At 54.1% G+C, this 18459-nt stretch carries 16 protein-coding genes; 10 read left to right on the top strand and 6 right to left on the bottom strand.

Annotated features, from left to right (window positions below; translation table 11 throughout):
• The first annotated feature begins 20 nt into the window (after positions 1-20).
• The 10 genes from J7395_RS16360 to rfbC all read left to right on the top strand — a co-directional run bounded on the left by J7395_RS16360 (position 21) and on the right by rfbC (position 11743).
• The gene (locus J7395_RS16360; RefSeq protein WP_114110359.1) at positions 21-806 is read left to right on the top strand and encodes a hypothetical protein; all 786 of its coding nucleotides are present in this window, start codon (positions 21-23) and stop codon (positions 804-806) included.
• An 11-nt stretch (positions 807-817) separates the two neighbouring features.
• The gene (gene rfbD, locus J7395_RS16355) at positions 818-1747 is read left to right on the top strand and encodes a dTDP-4-dehydrorhamnose reductase (RefSeq protein WP_209222429.1); all 930 of its coding nucleotides are present in this window, start codon (positions 818-820) and stop codon (positions 1745-1747) included.
• Positions 1744-2715 (top strand): glucose-1-phosphate thymidylyltransferase RfbA, encoded by a 972-nt coding sequence (rfbA, locus tag J7395_RS16350; protein WP_209222427.1) that lies wholly within the window; start codon positions 1744-1746, stop codon positions 2713-2715. Before rfbD ends, rfbA begins: the two co-directional genes overlap by 4 nt.
• Complete coding sequence (locus tag J7395_RS16345) at positions 2708-4900, top strand: hypothetical protein (RefSeq protein ID WP_209222425.1); 2193 nt, start codon at positions 2708-2710, stop codon at positions 4898-4900. The genes rfbA and J7395_RS16345 overlap by 8 nt, the downstream gene beginning before the upstream one ends.
• Positions 4887-6209 (top strand): glycosyltransferase family 4 protein, encoded by a 1323-nt coding sequence (locus J7395_RS16340; protein WP_209222423.1) that lies wholly within the window; start codon positions 4887-4889, stop codon positions 6207-6209. Before J7395_RS16345 ends, J7395_RS16340 begins: the two co-directional genes overlap by 14 nt.
• A gap of 36 nt (positions 6210-6245) precedes the next feature.
• Positions 6246-7436, top strand: a complete 1191-nt coding sequence (locus J7395_RS16335) for a polysaccharide pyruvyl transferase family protein (RefSeq protein ID WP_114110357.1) — start codon at positions 6246-6248, stop codon at positions 7434-7436.
• A 99-nt stretch (positions 7437-7535) separates the two neighbouring features.
• On the top strand, positions 7536-8534 hold the full coding sequence (gene galE, locus J7395_RS16330) for a UDP-glucose 4-epimerase GalE (RefSeq protein ID WP_062959708.1): 999 nt from the start codon (positions 7536-7538) through the stop codon (positions 8532-8534).
• A gap of 95 nt (positions 8535-8629) precedes the next feature.
• Entirely contained in the window at positions 8630-9835 is a 1206-nt protein-coding gene (locus tag J7395_RS16325) for a polysaccharide pyruvyl transferase family protein (protein WP_247742210.1), read from the top strand.
• 82 nt (positions 9836-9917) lie between these two features.
• A complete protein-coding gene (locus tag J7395_RS16320; RefSeq protein ID WP_209222421.1) occupies positions 9918-11108 on the top strand; it encodes a hypothetical protein in 1191 nt (396 codons plus the stop codon).
• A gap of 11 nt (positions 11109-11119) precedes the next feature.
• Entirely contained in the window at positions 11120-11743 is a 624-nt protein-coding gene (gene rfbC / locus J7395_RS16315) for a dTDP-4-dehydrorhamnose 3,5-epimerase (RefSeq protein ID WP_114121457.1), read from the top strand.
• Here rfbC and J7395_RS16310 read toward each other — a convergent pair.
• The 6 genes from J7395_RS16310 to proV all read right to left on the bottom strand — a co-directional run bounded on the left by J7395_RS16310 (position 11719) and on the right by proV (position 18415).
• Complete coding sequence (locus J7395_RS16310; RefSeq protein WP_209222418.1) at positions 11719-12789, bottom strand: HD domain-containing phosphohydrolase; 1071 nt, start codon at positions 12787-12789, stop codon at positions 11719-11721. The two genes, rfbC and J7395_RS16310, sit on opposite strands and share 25 nt — an antisense overlap.
• A 157-nt stretch (positions 12790-12946) precedes the next feature.
• Positions 12947-13966 carry a glycine betaine/L-proline ABC transporter ATP-binding protein gene (locus tag J7395_RS16305; RefSeq protein ID WP_209222416.1) on the bottom strand — a complete coding sequence of 340 codons (1020 nt, stop codon included), beginning with the start codon at positions 13964-13966 and terminating at the stop codon, positions 12947-12949.
• Positions 13963-14829, bottom strand: a complete 867-nt coding sequence (locus J7395_RS16300; RefSeq protein WP_062959712.1) for a proline/glycine betaine ABC transporter permease — start codon at positions 14827-14829, stop codon at positions 13963-13965. Before J7395_RS16300 ends, J7395_RS16305 begins: the two co-directional genes overlap by 4 nt.
• Before the next feature lie 204 nt (positions 14830-15033).
• Positions 15034-16050, bottom strand: a complete 1017-nt coding sequence (gene proX, locus J7395_RS16295) for a glycine betaine/L-proline ABC transporter substrate-binding protein ProX (protein ID WP_114110351.1) — start codon at positions 16048-16050, stop codon at positions 15034-15036.
• 63 nt (positions 16051-16113) lie between these two features.
• A complete protein-coding gene (gene proW, locus J7395_RS16290) occupies positions 16114-17217 on the bottom strand; it encodes a glycine betaine/L-proline ABC transporter permease ProW (RefSeq protein WP_062949204.1) in 1104 nt (367 codons plus the stop codon).
• Entirely contained in the window at positions 17210-18415 is a 1206-nt protein-coding gene (gene proV, locus J7395_RS16285) for a glycine betaine/L-proline ABC transporter ATP-binding protein ProV (protein WP_114110349.1), read from the bottom strand. The genes proW and proV overlap by 8 nt, the downstream gene beginning before the upstream one ends.
• Between the last annotated feature and the right edge of the window lie 44 nt (positions 18416-18459).

The following is an 18459-nucleotide window of genomic DNA, read 5'->3' as shown; positions in this document are numbered from 1 at the left end:
ACAGATAAAAGGAGGCATTCATGGCGATTGCCCAGAAAGACCTGACAGAGACGACGTCTGCAAAACCGGTTGCCAATGACGCGGCAAAGGCCGATGTCGAGCAGGCTATCCCGACCATCGAGGGCCGCGTTGACGCGATTGACCGCGAACGTCTGTTTGGCTGGGTGTGGTCCCCGGAACGTCCGGATGCGCGCATTGAGGTTATCGTGCGTCTGAACGGGCATACCCTGCTGCGCGTGAAAGCCGAAAACGAGCGTGTTGATCTTCGCCGTAACGGTATTGGCGATGGTGCCCATGCGTTCGAGGCAGAGCTACCCGAAGCAGCGTTAGCCAGCGTTGAAAATGTTACCGTTTTTGCGATTACACCGGAAACCGGTGATCAGATCGAATTGCGTATTCCGTCGCAAAGCGAACAGCAGGCGCAATCAGCGGTTAATGCACCCCTTAGCAAGATTTTGGATCGGCTTGACCGGTTGCTGGCAGCCCAGCACATCTTGCAAAATGGTCAGCGCGAAGCGGCCAAGCGTCTTGTCGATGCATCCAGACGTATGGATGAGCTGGCATCTGCCGATGACGGGATCGAAGCCGGTGTGAAACTGGTTCGTACCGGGCAGGAAGAATTGAACAGCCGTGTCGAGGAACTCGAAGTTTTCCTTGTCCGTTTTGACAAGTCACTTGGCGGCTTCGACGAACGGCTTTCCGCACTTACCGAGCAGCATCGGAACGACCTGAAAACACCGCTTTTGGTTTTGGCTTGCCTGATCGGTGTGACCGTCGGGATTTCCATCGGCGCGATGGTGTGGTGAGGCAGGGCATTATGGCAGTCATCACCCATTCCGTTTTGTCCGAACTTACTGCACGACGTTATGTGTTGTTGCTGGGCGGTTCCGGTCGTCTTGGCCAGGAATGCAAAGCGCATCTGCGCGAACTTGGTATCCCGTTCTGGAGCCCGATGCGATCTGAAATCGACATGGGGAACCTGAATGGGATCGCAAAGCTTCTGGCGACGAAACCACCGGTACTGATCGTTAATGCGGCGGCCTTTACCGACGTCGATGCCGCAGAAACCCATCGCAGCGAGGCACGCCTGATCAATGCCGAAGTGCCTTCGACCCTTGCGGAAATTGCAAGTAAACTGGACATTCGCCTGATCCAGATTTCGACCGACTTCGTGTTTTCCGGTCAGGAAGGCCGTGCTTATCACGAAGATGACGAACCCAATCCGATCAATTGGTATGGCGCAACCAAGTGCGCGGGCGAACGTGCTGCCTTGATGGCCGCACCATCGACCATCGTGCTCCGAACGGCTTGGTTGCACGGCAACGGACGACCAAGTTTTGTTCATGCCTTTGCACGCAAGCTTGCCAATGGGGAACGGGTCAGAGCAATCGCCGACCGGTTCGGATCGCCAACATCGGCATACGCGCTTGCCGGTCAGATCGCCGCGATTTGCAAGGCCGTGCTTGATGGCGACGATGTACCGGGCGGGATTTATCACGCCGCGGGCAAGGGATCGGCAAGCCCGTTCGAGATTGCGCATGTCATTGCCGATGAACTTGAAGCCGATGTGAGCCTCATCGCCGCAAGCAGCGCCTCAGAACTGGCCGATATTGCGCCGCGCCCTGTTTACGCGGTTCTTGATTGCCAGAAAATCGAAGAAATCCTGGGTCTGCCTTGCCAGCATTGGCAGGACGGCATTTCCCACACCATTCAACATGCCGGTATTCACGGCAGGAGGGTTGCATGAAGGGCATCATTCTTGCTGGCGGGATCGGTTCGCGCTTGTGGCCGATTACCCATGCAACCAGCAAACAGTTGTTGCCGGTTTGGGATAAGCCGATGGTTTTTTATCCGCTCAGCACCCTTATGCTGGCGGGCATAAGGGACATACTGATCATAACAGCCAAGGGCCAAACCGATGCGTTCGCGGGATTGCTCGGGGATGGTAAACAGTTTGGTATCAATCTGACCTACGCCGAACAGGACGCACCAAACGGTATTGCCGAAGCCCTGTTGATCGGACGAGAATTCCTCAATGGTGAACCCTGTGCGTTGATCCTTGGTGATAATCTGTTCCACGGTGACGGCCTGGGTGAGCGACTGCGTGGCGCAGCCAAACGTCACACCGGTGCAACGGTGTTTGTTCATGCCGTTCGTGATCCGGAACGCTATGGCGTGATGGCATTTGATCCGGATGGTCAGCCACTTGATATCATCGAAAAGCCGTCGAACCCGCCATCCAATCTGGCGGTGACGGGGCTTTATTTCTTTGACGCGACTGCGCCTGACCGTGTTGCAGATCTTGTGCCATCCGCACGTGGCGAGCTCGAAATTACCGACCTTAACCGCAGCTATCTCGAAGACCGTGAACTGACCGTTGAAATGCTTGGTCGCGGCTGCGCCTGGCTTGATACGGGGACACCTGCAAGCCTGCTTCAGGCGGCACAGTTCGTTTATTCGGTTGAAGAACGTCAGGGGCTTAAAATCGGAAGCCCGGAAGAGACAGCGTGGCGTTTGGGCTGGATTGACCGTGATGCCTTGACCCGCAGTGCCGGTTTCAGTGCTGCAAGCGATTATGGCCGCTATCTCAACGATATGGCCAATAGTCCGGATGTTTCGCCACCATCATTTGGAATGGTGTTGTCGTCGGATCGGGCCGAGCTGTTTTTCAATTCACAACCACAAGAAATAACAAGGAGGGCAGGGCATGACTGAACCGTCTGGAATGCCGCTGGACGGCAGGACCGTTGTGGCTGCTTTGGTCGATGACGGGCTTGCGCTTATGGCTGGTGTCGGTGCTGCGATGCCGGCGACAATCGATGTATTCCTGAACGGTCAATCCGATGCCAAGGTTCAGGCATCGATCATCAGCTGGCGCCGTGCCGATGGCCCGCCTGAAGCTGCTTATGGGTTTGTTGCACTTCTGCCGATGCAGAATGTCTCGCAGCGCCGCTTGAAAACGGCCCTGTTCAAGGCACCGGGACAACCCGGAGAGTACCGGATTGAAAGCCGGTCGCAGGGACTTGAATCCATTCTGTCTGCCGTGGCCGAACAATCCGGGGCGGCATTTGCCACCGTGATCGATGGCGTTATTGAAGCCCTTCTGGCGGGCAATCCTAACAAGAAACGTCTGCGCACTGTGGCGGCTCTTGTTCGAATTGCTGCACGCAGTAACGGTTTTATCGAAGTTCTTGGCGGTTTGGAAGAGGGCGACATTTACATACAGGGCTGGTCCAGCAACTTCCCTACCGGGCGTACCCGCGTTATTGCAATTGACGAAGGCCCGGTTCTGGCCGAGCTAACGAGTGCCGAGTTCGTGCGTGATGATCTTGGCGAACATGCCACGGGCGTTACAGGGCTTATGGTCGGCGATACCCGAATCAATCCAAACAAGCTGCAACGCGTTTATTTCCGTGGTCGTGATGGCTGGTTTTCGATCGAGGTTTATCAGCAACGCGTATTGGTCGCATTGCCAGACGTACCTGCACATATTCGTTCTGTTCTGGATCGGGTAAAGGCACCCGATAATATTCTTGAACAGATCCGTATGGCAGCCCATCGATTTGACGGACGCGATACTGTTTCTGAACTGGATCGGCCTGTACGTATCGGGATTGATTTTTCGCTGGTAATCGAAGGCAGTGGCATTCTGGTTTCCGGCTGGATGCTGGATCCTGACCGCGCGGTTGAAACCGTCATGTTGCGCGTTGGTGGTGAAGCGGTTCGCATTGATGATCGATGGACCCGCCAATCACGTCCTGACGTCACCAATGCCTTTGTCAATGATCCGATGTTCTCGGGGCTTAACCCGGCACGTAACAGTCATGGTTTTCTGGTGTTCTGTCCGCTGGAAGATACCCCGGCATCCGATCAGCCGGTTTATCTGGAACTGGCCATATCTGATGCGTTTCCCGCCTATTGTCCGCTAAATCCGACCCGCGCATCGGCACGACAGGCTTTGTCGCGTGTTTTGCCGTCCCTTGACCCGCGTTCGGTTACTGCTTCAAACAGTATCGAACGTCAGTTTGGCCCGATGTTGCAGAATATGACGGCGCAAAGCCCGTTCGCCATTGATACTCATGATATCGGCAATTTCGATGAAGATGCGCCGGTTACCCTGATAGTTGGTGTTGACGATACGATTAGCGATATCGGTGTGACAATTGCCTTGCTGGGGCTTGATGAAGTCACGCGTCATCTGCCGATTGTGATTGCCGGACCTGCTGAAAGCTTTGATCAGGTCGGAAGCGACATGATGCGACTGGCAGCCTTTTACAAGCTTAATGTCCGCATCGTATTTGCCGAGGGTGTCGAAGATTTCTGCGACGCGCTTGAAGTCGGGGTTGCTTCAACCAATTCCGAGACGATTGCTCTTGTTTCCGCCCATATTCTGCCGCACGACACGGGATGGTTCGAACCTTTACTTGCGGCTTATCGCAAGCGGGGCAGTAAATGCGTCGTCTGCCCGACGATCCTGTTTGAAGATGACTCTGTCCGTTGGGCAGGTACATGGATCGAAGGCGATGTCGACGGGCAGTATCTGTCGGATCGGTATGTCGGCTATCCGCGTGCGGTTCTGTCTGATGCCGAACCGACGGAAGTCAGCGCCGGAACTCCGGAATGCTGCATCATGCCACGCAAGGCTTTTGAAGACATCAACGGCTTTACCCGTGGCTATATCGGTCCGTCGGAGAAGGGGCTCGATCTCGCTCTGAAGCTGCGCATGGGCGGAACTGCCTCATGGTGGATTCCTGAAATCGAAGTCCTGGGGAGCGAACAATCAATAACAAGCGCACCCGCCTGGGAGGAACTTTCGCATCGTCTTGACCGCTGGGCGTTCGATCGCCGCTGGTCATTGGTCGTCTCAAATTTGCGGAGCCACAATCATGCCGTCGACTGACCTGCGTGTCCTCATTATTTCGCACGGACATCCCAGCATGTCGCTGGGCGGGGCCGAAGTGGCCTCCTACAACCTGCATAAAGGTTTGAACGAACTGGACGGGGTGGAAAGTTTCTATCTGGCCCGTGTCGGTCATCCGGTGCCGCGCCATGGTGCGTCAGCACTGATGAGCCTGCGCCAGAAAGATAACGAAATCCTGTATCACGCTGAAAATTACGATCATTTTCTGCTGTCGAACGGGAATACCGATGAAATAGACCGCGATTTGCTGCGGTTCGTACGTGATTACGAGCCCGATGTGGTGCATTTCCATCACTATCTTGGCCTTGGTCTTGAAACGATCTATGCGATCCGAGAAGCCATGCCCGATGCGGCGATCTTCTTTACCTTCCACGAATTCCTGACGATCTGCCACAACCATGGGCAGATGGTCAAAAGCGGTGGCACGAAGCTTTGCAACCGGGCCAGCCCGATTGAATGCAACGGCTGTTTCCAGAATATCTCGCCGGCGTCCTTCCTGCGTCGGGAACGGTTCATCAAGGCGATGCTTAATCTGGCCGACCATTACGTTTCGCCCAGTGATTTTCTCGCCGACCGGTTTGTCGACTGGGGGCTGGATCGTGACAAGATGTCGGTGATTGAAAACGGCTTGGACGTGAAGGAAGCGGCAAATACACGCCCATTATCCAAGGCGCAGCCGCGCAGGTCACGGTTCGCATTTTTCGGACAACTGACCATGTTCAAGGGGGCGGACATCCTGCTTGATGCGGTGGGTCGCGTACCTGACGACATCTGGGGTGATGATGCCCGTATGATGATCTTTGGTGGTAACCTTGAGCGGCAACCCGTTGAATATCAGGAAAAAGTTCACGACCTGATCGAGAAGGCCGGTGAACGTGTCCGGTTCTATGGCGCCTATCAGAACAGCGAAATGCCCAAACTGATGGAGCTTGCCGACTGGACGATCATTCCGTCGATCTGGTGGGAAAATTCCCCGATCGTCATCCAGGAAGCCTTCTTCCACGGGCGGCCGATGATCTGTTCGAATATCGGTGGCATGGCTGAAAAAATCACCGACGGTGTTAATGGTCTGCATTTCCGTGTTGGCAGTGCCGAAGACCTTGCTGACCGTCTTGTCGATGCTCTTACCGACAACAAAATCTGGGATCGGATGCGCGAGGGAATTCCACGCCCGCCGACCTATATCGATTGCGCCGAGCAACATCTCGCGCAGTACCGGGAGGTTCTCGAGACCCGCCCGATGTCTGTGACTCCTGTGTCGCAGCACTCCGTCGCCAGCACGGCATAACGATAATCAGAAGTCACCTAGCCAAGGAGAAACACTATGGCGCGCGTTCTCGTAATGATTCCATCGGGCGAAGTCTACGACCACGACAGCGTCCGTTGGTACAATTATCAGCAGATTCAACGCTATATCGATCACTATCACAATATTGGCGATGCGTTCGTATATGATTCGTCGCTGAAACTGATGAATTTTGAAAAGCTTGGCGTTGTCGAGATTGCCAACCCGGATATGGCCCAGATCGACAAACTGCGCGAGGAATATGACTATGTCTTCCTGCGCGGGTCGAATTACATCCATTCCCAGATGGACTGGCGCAACACCATTGAGGTACTTGAACGTTTACGCCTGCCGGTGCTCGGTTTCGGCTTGGGCGCTCAGGCCCCGGTCAAAGGCAAGATCAATCTGTCCGAACAGACAAAAACCGTTCTGCATATGATGGCTGATTCGACGACATCCATCGGTGTGCGTGGTGCCTATACCGCGCAGGTTCTGTGGGATATCGGCATTCGGAATGTGCGTATTGTCGGTTGCCCGACTGCTTTCCGTTCGAACAATCCGAATATGCGTATCAAGCTGCCGGAACTCGACACGGTCAAGAATGTCGGTATCACGCTTCGCCGCGAAGTTTCGTCGTCCTATGCACAGAATATCGAACGTTATCTGACCTTCCACCGTGATCTGGTCAAGGACCTCGCGCACCGGTTCGATAATGTCACACTGATGGCACAGGGCGAACCTGAAGAAAAGAAACTGGTCTTTGGCACCGACGAACAGAAAGAACAGGCCATTGCCGAGCTGCGTGGCAATCCGAATGTCGGCAAGTGGTACATGGATGACGAGATGGAACGCCTGTATCGCTCCAAGATGTTCTATTCCGACGTGGTTGCTGATTACGAAAACCTTGTACGTCAGAAAGACTGTGTTCTGGGTTATCGCCTGCACGGCAATCTGATGGCGCTGTCGAACGGTGTTCCGTCAATCTATTTCACTTATGACAGCCGTACAGTCGAATTTGCCGAAACCTATCAGATCCCGTCCTATGACGTGTTCTCGAAGAAGGAGTTCGTGCTCGAGGATTACTGGAATCAGGATTTGTTCGATAAATTCAATCGCGCCTGGTTCCAGACCTATCGCGAGATGGCAACGTTCCTGACGGAAAACAATATCGACCACAAAATGGTCGATGTAATGACCCGAGACGCTCAGCCCGAGCGCAAGGTCGCCTGATCAAACCCGGTGCAGTCATCCCGCACCGGTATCGGGCGGGATGACTGTGCCACCACAAGCATGTCCGAAAAAGGACAGCGATAACAAGGAGACGCGGCAATGACTGTACTTGTAACGGGTGGCGCAGGTTATATCGGTAGCCACGCAGCGCTTGCACTTCTGGATGCCGGGCGAAAGGTCGTCGTCCTCGATAATCTCAGTCAGGGGCATCGTTGGGCCGTTCCGGCCGGGGCTGCCTTTGTCGAAGGTGACTGCGGTGATTATGAACTGGTTCGCAAGCTTGTTGCGGATCACGACGTCACGGCAATCATGCATTTTGCGGGATCGATCATCGTGCCGGAATCGGTGGTTTATCCGCTTGATTATTACTATAACAACACGGTGAATTCCCGAGCTCTGGCACAGGTCGCCGTTGATGCAGGCATCCGGCATTTCATCTTCTCCTCGACTGCGGGTGTTTACGGTGAACCCGCCAAAACCCCAATCCTTGAAGATTTCCCGTCAAAACCGATTTCGCCTTATGGCACGTCGAAAATGATGACGGAAAAGATGCTGGCCGATGCATCTGTTGCCCATGACATGAACTATGTCGCGTTGCGCTATTTCAATGTTGCCGGTGCCGATCCCAAAGGACGGGCAGGGCAGACATCACGCAAGGCAACCCACCTGATCAAAATCGCCAGCCAGGCGGCAACAGGTGTCCGTTCGCATCTGGAAATCTATGGCGAAGATTACGAGACCCCGGATGGCACCTGCATCCGCGATTACATCCATGTTTCAGATCTTGCCAATGCGCATGTGCTTGCATTGGAATATCTGGAAAATGGCGGTGAAAGCGACGTGATGAATTGCGGCTATGGTCGTGGTTTTTCAGTCAAGGAAGTGATTTCAGCGGTCAAGGAAGTATCGGGTGTCGATTTCCCCGTCAAACTGGCTGAACGTCGCCCGGGTGATCCGGCTGCCTTGATTGCGGGTGCGGATCGTGTTCGCGAGAAGCTCGGCTGGGAGCCGAAACATGATGATCTTGAGATGATTGTGCGCCACGCCCTTGATTGGGAAGAGAGCCTTAAAACCCGTCAGGTGGTTGACGCCGCATAACACCCACGCGCCAGAAAGGGAGGAAACGTTCATTACGAGCAAGCGGTTCAGAAGGATCGAAAACGGCCCGAACCGCCACAGCAGGAGTACCAGACATGAGCCAGAATATCCCCTCAACTGGCCAGAAACCTCGTATCGGCGTTCTCATGCCGGCAGGCAGAGTTGTCGAGAATGTAGGAGTGGTAACGCATAATTTCGGTTCCCCCGAAAAGTCAACGCGGCATTTCAGCAATATCGGTGATTGCTTTGTCTATGATTCGTCCCTGCGAATTCTCGATTATGCTGAACTGCAACCCATTTATGCCCCGGCTAGCGGCGACCTGACACCGGCTCAGGTCGAGAATATCAATCAGCTCGACTACATCTTTTTGCGCGGATCGAACTATATTCATACCAACGGTCAATGGGATCCGATCACACGTGTCCTGGAACAGACCAATGTTCCGGTTATCGCATTCGGGATTGGTGTGCAGACCCCTGATAATTCGGAAGAATATGTCAATGAATCGACCAAGCGCTTTTTGCAGGTCGTTTCGCATCGTTCAACCACTCTTGGCGTGCGCGGTCATCTTTCAAAAAAAGCGTTGAATTCGATCGGGATCAAAAATGTCCGTATTTTTGGATGCCCGACGGCATTTCGACACTGCAAACCGAAACTGACGCTGCCGCGTCTCAAGTCGACCGATATCAAAAAACTTGGCTTTACCCTGCGGCGCAAAACACCCAGATGCGTCATGTTTCAACGATATCTGATTCGGACACTCGCCGAACGATATCAAACCGAACTTCTTTGTGCCGGCGAGCTGGAAGAAAAGGCGATCTTCTATGCGCGCTGCAACCAGATTGCCAATGCGGATGAAGTGATGTCAAAGGCCGTCAATCAGCTCATTACAGAAGGCTGGTTATACGGTGAAACGGATCCGTTATTGCAAATTTATAAATCGTCACTCGCAGTATTCGAGACGGTGGCCGATTTCGAGGAAGCCGAGCGGCATCTTGATGCTGTGACCGGGTTCCGTTTGCACGGCAATCTTCTGGCGCTCGCCAATGAAGTGCCAGCCCTTTACATCACCTATGACACGCGGACCCGTGAGTTTGTCAAAACGCTTGGTATTCCGCATGTCGACGGTCGCTATATCGACAAATTTTCCTTCGAAGAAGCATGGGATCAGGCAGATTTCGGCCATTTCGAGGAAACCTACCAGATGCGGTTTGGCGAACTGAAAATCTTCCTCGAAGAAAACGGCATGGCACATCGCCTCGGCACTACCCCGACCCCTTACGTGGTTGAGGCGGCGTAACCATGCTGCTCGGGCATGGCCGGTTTCCTAGTTCCGGTCATGCCCGGTTTTCTTTTCATTTTGAACGGCTATGGATGGATAAGTGTTAAACAGATCGCATATCCGCTACGCGACGATCCTGATTGCAACAGTGCTGTCAGGCGGCGGCATCCTTGCATTTTCATCACCGAATTCTGCGGCGCTGGAAATTAAAGTCACCGGGCCGGAAAAGACCATTTTTGATAGCGATGTTGCGGGATGTGATTCGCATCATTTGCCTGATGCGCCCGCGCGCGCATTTCGTGATGACAGGGGGCGCATGATCCTGTTTGCGCCAAATTTCCAAAACCGTGCTTTTGTTGGTTATGGCTTTGACAGTCTGAAACCCGATTGTGACAGCCGGTTCATGGCCGCCGGGAAAGCGCAGCCCGATCTTTTGGATGATCGCACCTGGATCCATGCAATTTACACCAAAGATGGAAGAAATGTTTACGCACTCGGCAGTGCCAGTTTCATGCCGTATCGTCACGAAATGCCCTGCAAGGGACGGACAAAGCGGATCGATTGCTGGATCAATGGATTGGTGACGCTGAAATCGACCGATGGTGGGAAAACGTTCGATTATCTTGGTCAGCCGCCCCATCATGCACCTTTCCCGCCGCCGGAACCGTATCGGGATGATCGGAAGCGTGCACCAAGCTATGTGACGGTCACCAACATCATCAATTGGCAGAATTATCTGTATGCGATTGTCTGGCGTCGCGAGGAGGAATGGAAAAACTCGCGCAATTGTCTGGTGCGAGCACCTGCCAATGATCCGTCAAGCTGGCAGGTATGGGACGGTAATGACTTTGTTGAGGCCGCAAACCTGACCGATCAGGGATGGCAGGTACAGCAAACCGATTGCGCGCGCGTCGGCCCCAAGGGAATTACGTCGATCCGCGGGTTTGTAAGGCATGAAGGTACAAATACCTTCATCGCGATCTATCAGCACCGTCAGCGCAACAAGGACGGCACGGATCGGCACGGCATGTTTTATTCGACATCGCCGGATATGAAAAACTGGTCGGAGCCGAAGTTTCTGCTTGATGAGGATCTTGATCCCGATGCCGGGCCGGGGGACCCGTTTGCCGCCTATGCCACCATGATTGACGAAGACAGCCAGGATCGGCTTTTCAGCACCATCGATGACGAGGCCAGCCTCGTTTTCGTCCGTCTGATCCCAAAGCCCCATAACGGAAAGTGGCGGGTGCCACGGCAATTGGTGCGGTTCCCCGTTTCCATTACGAAGTAAAGGACAAGGCCATGGAATTTGATCGCTTTGATATTGACGGGCCGGTGCTATTTGTGCCGAACCGTCATCGTGATCCGCGCGGGACATTTGCCGAGACCTTTCGCGAGGATGAATTTCGTGCGGCAATTGGCGATGTGACATTGGTGCAGGAAAACCAGTCGATCAGCAAACCGATCAACACCATTCGGGGCTTGCATTATCAATCCGAACCGCGCGCGCAAGGGAAACTGGTGCGCGTGACCACCGGGGCGATCATGGATATCGCTGTTGATCTGCGCCCGCATTCACAGACATTCGGTCAGCATATCAAGATCGAACTGTCCGAAGAAAACTGGTATCAGCTATGGATTCCGCCAGGATTTGCGCATGGTTTTCGCACGATGCGTCCCAATACGACCGTGATTTACAAGGTATCGGATTATTACAGTCCCGAGCATGATCGCGGGATCGCCTGGAATGACCCTGATCTTCACATTGACTGGGAACTGTACGGGCAACAGCCGGTATTATCGGAAAAGGACAAAGATCAACCAGCACTGGTCGAGCTGTTTTCGATAGATGTTGCTCGGGCTGCGGAGGCGCACCGGGCGATGGTGCATGATATAGGGCGTTATCGGGCTTCGACGGGCGACTGATAAAGCGGTGCCAGGGCAATCAGGCTTTCATCCGGCGTTTGCTGAATGGAATTGACATTCTTTTCCAGTGTCCTGCCCAAGGCATGGACCAGAACCATTTCCAGTTTGCCGTCATTGGCCATTTGTAAAAGAATTGCCAGTGATTCCGCGACGGTAAAGGGTTCCTTGTAGGTGCGACGTTCCAGCAGAGCGCCCATAATGTCACAGATGGTCAGAATACGCGTCAGATCGCGAATTTGGTCACCTGCCAGACCGTCAGGATACCCGCTGCCATTCAGAAATTCGTGATGATGCAGGATGGCATCCAGAACATCTTCGGCAATGCCGTCCTGCCGGGCCAGAAATTTATATCCTGCCCCCGGATGGGTGCGGATGACATCAAACTCTTCTGCTGTCAGCTTGCCCGGTTTATCAAGGATTGACGCAGGTATATCCACCTTCCCGATATCATGCAGCAGTCCTGCGGTCGTCAGTTTTTCAATATCTGCCTTGCGCATCCCCATATTGGTCGCAAATGCGCAGGCCAATCCGGTTACGATCAGAATGTGCTGAAATGTCGTATGGTGATAGGCCCGTACAGTGGATAGCCATTCATTAACGCCAATATTGCTAATGGTCTTGGCGATTTCTTCGCCGGTTGCCGCAACCTCGCCAAGATCAACCGGTTTGTTGGTGGTAAACCGGGCGAAGGTATTTTCAAGTGTTTTTGCGGCCCCGTTGACGGCCTTGCTGGCTGTCGGGGTGAGTATCCCCGCCGTTTCACGAATGTCTTCGATGATCTTTGCCAGTCCGGCATCGCCTACCGGTCTGTGGATTGTCTTGCGTGCGCCAAGGGTAGTTGCCTGCAATTCTTCCTGTAGGTTGCCTTTTGTAATCGCGAAAATCTGTTTGCACCGGGCAGGGGCAGCCTTGCGGAATGCCGCAAGCTTGGCGATGTTTTCACCGTTGCCAAGGTCGACATCAAGTAAGATGGTATCGGCATCCAGTGGAATTTTATCTGCCATCGATGATGTGCGGATGTCGAAGCCAAGCAGGGATGCCGGCATCAAATCAGTGCGATCTCTTTCGCAAACGACATGCAGTATGTTGGGGGTGCCGGTGTTCAATTTGTGGCCATAACAGTGGTTTCCGCCTGATTTTATCTTTGATATTCGTTTGAATATAAGAATTTTATCAAGCAATTATAAGCCACTAATTACAAAATTATGCTGCCAGCGCAGCTATCACCTGTTCCTTGCTTAATATCCCGATTGGTTCCTTTTTGCCATTGATCACCGCCATTGATCCGCCTGTTGCCAGCGCCACAGGCAGAATATCTTCAAGGCGCATATCACCGGTAATCTCGGGCCAGCTTGCATTAACTTCACCGCCATTGACCAACGGTTGCATCAATGTTTTGGCGCGCAACACACGCGATCTGTTCACATCACGGGTAAAGGCGCGGACATAATCATCAGCGGGACGCATGATGATTTCTTCCGGTCGACCGATCTGGATCAGTTTGCCATCTTTCAGGATCGCAATCCGGTCGCCCAGTTTAAGTGCCTCGTCCAGATCATGGGTAATAAACACGATGGTTTTGTGAAGCTCTCCCTGAAGCTTCATCAGTTCATCCTGCATGTCATTGCGGATAAGGGGATCAAGAGCGGAAAATGCCTCGTCCATCAAAAGAACTTCGGGGTCCGTGGTCAGTGCGCGGGCAAGGCCGACGCGCTGCTGCATCCCGCCTGATAACTGATCGGGAAACTTGTCCTCGTATCCGGCCAGACCGACCCGTTCGATCCAGTTGCGTGCCGCATTCTCGCGCGTGTTGCGGTCCACATCCTGAATTTCAAGGCCATAGCCGACATTATCCATCACACTGCGATGTGGCAGAAGGCCAAAGCGTTGAAACACCATACCAAGCCGCTTTCGCCGGAACGCATTCAGCTCATTGATGCTCATGGCAAGGATATCGGTGCCGTCAAAAAGTACTTCGCCGGATGTCGGGTCAATCAGCCGGTTAAGATGGCGGATCAGAGTTGACTTTCCAGACCCCGAAAGTCCCATAACCACAAATGTTTCACCGCGTTCTATAGAAAGAGACACATCATGCAGCCCGACCGTATGGCCGGTTTGGGCAAGTATTTCATCCTTGTCTGCACCGTCTCGTGCAAGCTTTAGCGACTTTTCTGGATCGGGGCCGAAGATTTTGAAAATATTGCGGATTTCGATATAGCTCATGATTTTCCCTCCGCCTTGTGGCTGCGATGTGATCGCTTGCCATAGGCCTGACCGATCCGGTCAAACACAACCGCCAAAAGCACTATCGCTATGCCTGCTTCCGTGCCCGCACCGACATCAAGGCGCTGGATGCCCATCAGTACCTGCTCGCCAAGTCCACGCGCGCCGATCATGGATGCAATCACCACCATCGAAATCGCCATCATCGTCGTCTGATTGATCCCGGCCATGATATTGGGCAGCGCAAGGGGAAGCTGTACTTTCCACAGAATTTGCCTGCGATTGGCCCCGAATGACCGGGATGCTTCAAGTACCTCGGGATCAACAAGTCTGATGCCAAGATCGGTTAGTCGAATGACCGGCGGGGCTGCGTAAATCAAGGTGGCAAGGATTGCCGGAACCTTTCCCAGCCCAAACAGCATCAGGGCAGGGATGAGATACACAAAACTCGGCATCGTCTGCATGGTATCAAGGATCGGCAGCATCACAGCGCGCAGGCGGTTTGACATTGCCATGGCAATTCCGACCGGAACACCGATGATAACGGAAAGGGCCGTGGCAACGATCATCAGGGCAAGGGTCTGCATCGCCTTATCCCAAAGCCCCAGTGACCCGATGGCGACCATCGCAATCGCAAGCCCTGCGGCAATTTTCCAGTTGCGACTGGCATGAAACCCGATCACGGCGATGGCAATCACAACGATCCACCAGGGAGTGCCGCGCAGGATCTGTTCCAGCCAGACCAGTACTGTCAGCAGGCTGTCGGCAAACGCTTCGAACGCGTCGCCATAATTCACCACCAGCCAGTCGACAAAGCGATTGACCCATTTGCCCAAGGGCACATTCAATTGTTCTGGAAACATCGTGCGCGTCCGGCCGGTTGTGTTCAGAAAACCAATGAACGTAGGAGCCTAGCAATATGATCCCGCCAACGCACGATTAAATGCTTGGGTGCCTGACATCTCCTGACAGTTTTGTGTAATGGTACCGAAAAGAAAACACCCCGCACCGAGGGTGCGGGGTGTTCCATTCGTCATCGAATGCACATTTCGTGATCTTCGAGACGATCACATCGCAGCTTTGCGCGCTTCTTCAAGCCAGCCATCGAATTTTGCCTGATTTGCCTTGATCCAGGCATCGGCATGACGGTTGATGTCTTCGGCCGACTTTTCACCATCGCGCATACGAAGGTTCTGGGCCGAGATATCGTTGGCCGACAGTTCCATAATGGCAAACAGCTTCGCCGCGGCCGGGTTTTCTTCGGCCCATGCCTTGTTGGCGATGATCTGCTGGTTGTTCACCTGGAAGCCATAGTTCGAACCGTCCGGAAGGGCGGTGTCGGCATCCTTGTTTTCACCCGGAAGGGATGAGAACGGAACCTGCAGCCAGGTCACGTCCTTGCCCGGGACCAGAACGCCCGAAACCCAATACGGGGTCCAGGTGTAATACAGGATCGGCTCGCCAGCTTTGTAACGGGTAATGGTATCGGCGATGATGGCCGAATAGGAACCCTGATTGTGGGCTACCGTGTCACGCAGGTCATAGGCATCAAGGTGATGTTCGATCACACCTTCACAGCCCCAACCCGGGTTGCAGCCGGCAAGATCGGCTTTGCCGTCACCGTTATTGTCGAAAATCTTGGCAATTTCCGGATCAGACAGCTGGCTGATATTGGTGATGTTGTGTTCATCAGCGGTTTTCTTGTCGATCAGGTAACCCTGCAACGCACCCGGTGAATAAACACCTTCGCGATAGATTTTTTCGTCACCGCCGGCTGCCTTGTAGAAATCGGCATGCAGCGGGTTCCAGTGATCGGCCAAAAAGGTTGCATCGCCATTGCCAATGGCAACGTGACCAGCCGCATATTCGATTTCCTGGATGTCCTTGACGTCGTAGCCAAGCTCTTCAAGTGCCTTCATCACCAGAACGGTCTGGAATGTTTCTTCGGCAATCGAGCTTTTAAGCGGCTGGACTTCAACGCCTTCACCCGGTTTCATATCGTCGGCGAATGCAGCACCGCTGATCAGAAACGAGCTGGTCACCGCAATCGCGGCACCGGTGGAAAGTTTCTTCAGGATCGTCATTAGCTTCTCCTTGTTGGTTGATTGGGGCAGTTTTCTGCCCTTGTTTTCAAACCGGCGTGCCGGCTATTTCTTGCCCATAAGGGAACGGATAAGTGCGGCCGGGCCGCTCTCGTACCAGTGACGGGTGCCCTTGCTGCGGCTATCCTGACCAAGGGCCTGCGTCATGCGGTCCAGCACGATCGCCAGAAGCACGATCCCGACACCGCCAACCGTGGCGAGGCCCATGTCAAGGCGACCAATGCCGCGCAAAACCATCTGGCCAAGGCCACCAACCGCGATCATCGATGCGATCACCACCATCGAAAGGGCCAGCATCAGGGTCTGGTTCACGCCGGCCATGATTGTCGGCATGGCGAGCGGAAGCTGGACACGGAACAGAAGCTGTTTCGGGCTGGCGCCAAAGGAACGTGCAGCTTCCACCAGATCGCCGGGCACCTGACGGATACCAAGGATGGTCAGGCGGATCAGAGGCGGCAGGGCAAAGATGATCGTCACGACCACGCCCGGCACATTGCCGATACCAAACAGCATCACGATCGGGACAAGGTAAACGAATGCCGGTGTCGTCTGCATCGCATCAAGGATCGGGCGAGCGGTATTTGATGCCCGCTCGTTGCGGGCAAGCCAGATACCGGTCGGCAGGCCGATCACCACGCAGAACAGAACCGACGTGATCACAAGCGACAGGGTCACCATGGCTTCCGACCATGCGCCGATCAGGCCGACGGCAATCATCGAAATCAGCGTTCCGATGGCAAGGCGACGGCCCGCAACCTGCCACGCAATCAGCGACAGGATGACAATGACGATAATTGCCGGCGTTGCCTGTAAACCGGCCTCGACACCGGACAAAACCGCATCAATCGGCCAGCGGATCGCCTGAAAGACGCTACGGAAATTATCGACAATCCATTCCAATCCCTGATTGACCCAGATATCAAGCGGGATCACCGCATCCTGAAACGGATGCAGGATGTCGAAATGCTGTTCCGGGGCAGGGGCGGCATTGGAAAGCCAGTCGCCTGCCGTATCAGAGGCACCGCTACCCCACGGGTTGGAGGCACCACTCTGGGCAGCATCGGCAGCCCCCGATGTGGTTGCGTCTTTTGCTGCGTCTGCAGCGCCGTTATCGGTGGCGGCACCCCATGGATTGCTGTTGTCAGCCATTTGCGCCATCTCCTTCGCGGTCGAGAGTCGCCAAAAGATTGGCCCTGTTGATTACGCCCAGATATTTGCCGTTTTCATTAATGACCGGTACGCCACAAGGTGTATGGGCTACGGTTCCGATCAGATCGGAAAGCTGTGTGTCATGGGCAACCGCGTTGATATCCGGCAGGAACGCTGCGGAAAGTTTGTCAGCCCCTGATTTGATTGCTTTATCGACGCTGTCGACGGAAATAATCCCGTGGAAATCAAGCTTGTCGCCGACAATGTAACCATATTCGCGATCTTCGTTGCGCAGGCGGTTCAGGGCTGTTTTAAGACCAACGCCTTCGCGTTCGATAACGGTAACCTGCCGTTTGACGACGATATCCTTGGCCGTCAGAATTGTTGATACGTCAACACCACGGAAGAAGGATTTGACATAGTCATTGGCCGGATTGTTGAGGATTTCCTCTGGCGTTCCGACCTGTACGACAATGCCGCCTTCCATGATTGCGATCCGGTCACCGATGCGCATCGCTTCATCCAGATCGTGCGAGATAAAGATGATGGTGCGCTTGTGTTCGCGTTGCAGGGTCAGAAGCTCGTCCTGCATTTCGGTTCGGATCAGTGGATCAAGGGCGGAAAACGCTTCATCCATCAACATGACGGACGGATCATTGGCAAGAGCGCGGGCAAGGCCAACGCGCTGCTGCATGCCGCCTGAAAGCTCGTCGGGGTATGAATTCGCCTGTGCTTTCAGTCCCACCTGATCAAGCGCGTTCAGGGCGCGCTGATGGCGTTCTTCCTCGGCAACTCCGGCCAGCTCAAGACCAAAGGCCGCGTTGTCGACGACGCTCATATGGGGCATCAGGGCAAAGGACTGGAATACCATGGACATATCCCTGCGGCGCAGTTCACGCAGTTCCTCGTCGCTCATGGCTGCTATATCTGCGCCGTCATAAAGCACCTGGCCAGACGTCGGCTCAATCAGGCGGTTTAACAGTCGAACCAGCGTCGATTTACCGGAGCCCGAAAGCCCCATGACAACAAAAATCTCGCCTTCCCGAACAGTGAAGCTGGCACCACAAACGCCAACGGTTTGTCCGGTTTTGTCAAAAATTTCGGCTTTGTCGATCCCGTCATTGATCATCTGCATGGCTTGATCGGGACGGTCGCCAAAGACTTTATAAAGGTCCTTTACAACGATTTTATCGGTCATTGGCCCTTGTCATTTGTTGTTATCGGACAACAGGCGGCGTGTAT

It is taken from the genome of Thalassospira sp. A3_1 (genome assembly GCF_017744215.1).
In the GTDB taxonomy this organism is placed as follows: Bacteria; Pseudomonadota; Alphaproteobacteria; order Rhodospirillales; family Thalassospiraceae; genus Thalassospira; species Thalassospira lucentensis_A.
The sequence above is the reverse complement of the archived record's forward strand: the minus strand, read 5'-3'. Positions and strand labels throughout refer to the sequence as shown.

Coding starts and splice junctions, on each gene's coding strand:
- J7395_RS16360 (WP_114110359.1), top strand. CDS start 21: ATGGCGATTGCCCAGAAAGACCTGACAGAGACGACGTCTGCAAAACCG.
- rfbD (WP_209222429.1), top strand. CDS start 818: ATGGCAGTCATCACCCATTCCGTTTTGTCCGAACTTACTGCACGACGT.
- rfbA (WP_209222427.1), top strand. CDS start 1,744: ATGAAGGGCATCATTCTTGCTGGCGGGATCGGTTCGCGCTTGTGGCCG.
- J7395_RS16345 (WP_209222425.1), top strand. CDS start 2,708: ATGACTGAACCGTCTGGAATGCCGCTGGACGGCAGGACCGTTGTGGCT.
- J7395_RS16340 (WP_209222423.1), top strand. CDS start 4,887: ATGCCGTCGACTGACCTGCGTGTCCTCATTATTTCGCACGGACATCCC.
- J7395_RS16335 (WP_114110357.1), top strand. CDS start 6,246: ATGGCGCGCGTTCTCGTAATGATTCCATCGGGCGAAGTCTACGACCAC.
- galE (WP_062959708.1), top strand. CDS start 7,536: ATGACTGTACTTGTAACGGGTGGCGCAGGTTATATCGGTAGCCACGCA.
- J7395_RS16325 (WP_247742210.1), top strand. CDS start 8,630: ATGAGCCAGAATATCCCCTCAACTGGCCAGAAACCTCGTATCGGCGTT.
- rfbC (WP_114121457.1), top strand. CDS start 11,120: ATGGAATTTGATCGCTTTGATATTGACGGGCCGGTGCTATTTGTGCCG.
- J7395_RS16310 (WP_209222418.1), bottom strand. CDS start 12,789: ATGCCGGCATCCCTGCTTGGCTTCGACATCCGCACATCATCGATGGCA.
- J7395_RS16305 (WP_209222416.1), bottom strand. CDS start 13,966: ATGAGCTATATCGAAATCCGCAATATTTTCAAAATCTTCGGCCCCGAT.
- J7395_RS16300 (WP_062959712.1), bottom strand. CDS start 14,829: ATGTTTCCAGAACAATTGAATGTGCCCTTGGGCAAATGGGTCAATCGC.
- proX (WP_114110351.1), bottom strand. CDS start 16,050: ATGACGATCCTGAAGAAACTTTCCACCGGTGCCGCGATTGCGGTGACC.
- proW (WP_062949204.1), bottom strand. CDS start 17,217: ATGGCTGACAACAGCAATCCATGGGGTGCCGCCACCGATAACGGCGCT.
- proV (WP_114110349.1), bottom strand. CDS start 18,415: ATGACCGATAAAATCGTTGTAAAGGACCTTTATAAAGTCTTTGGCGAC.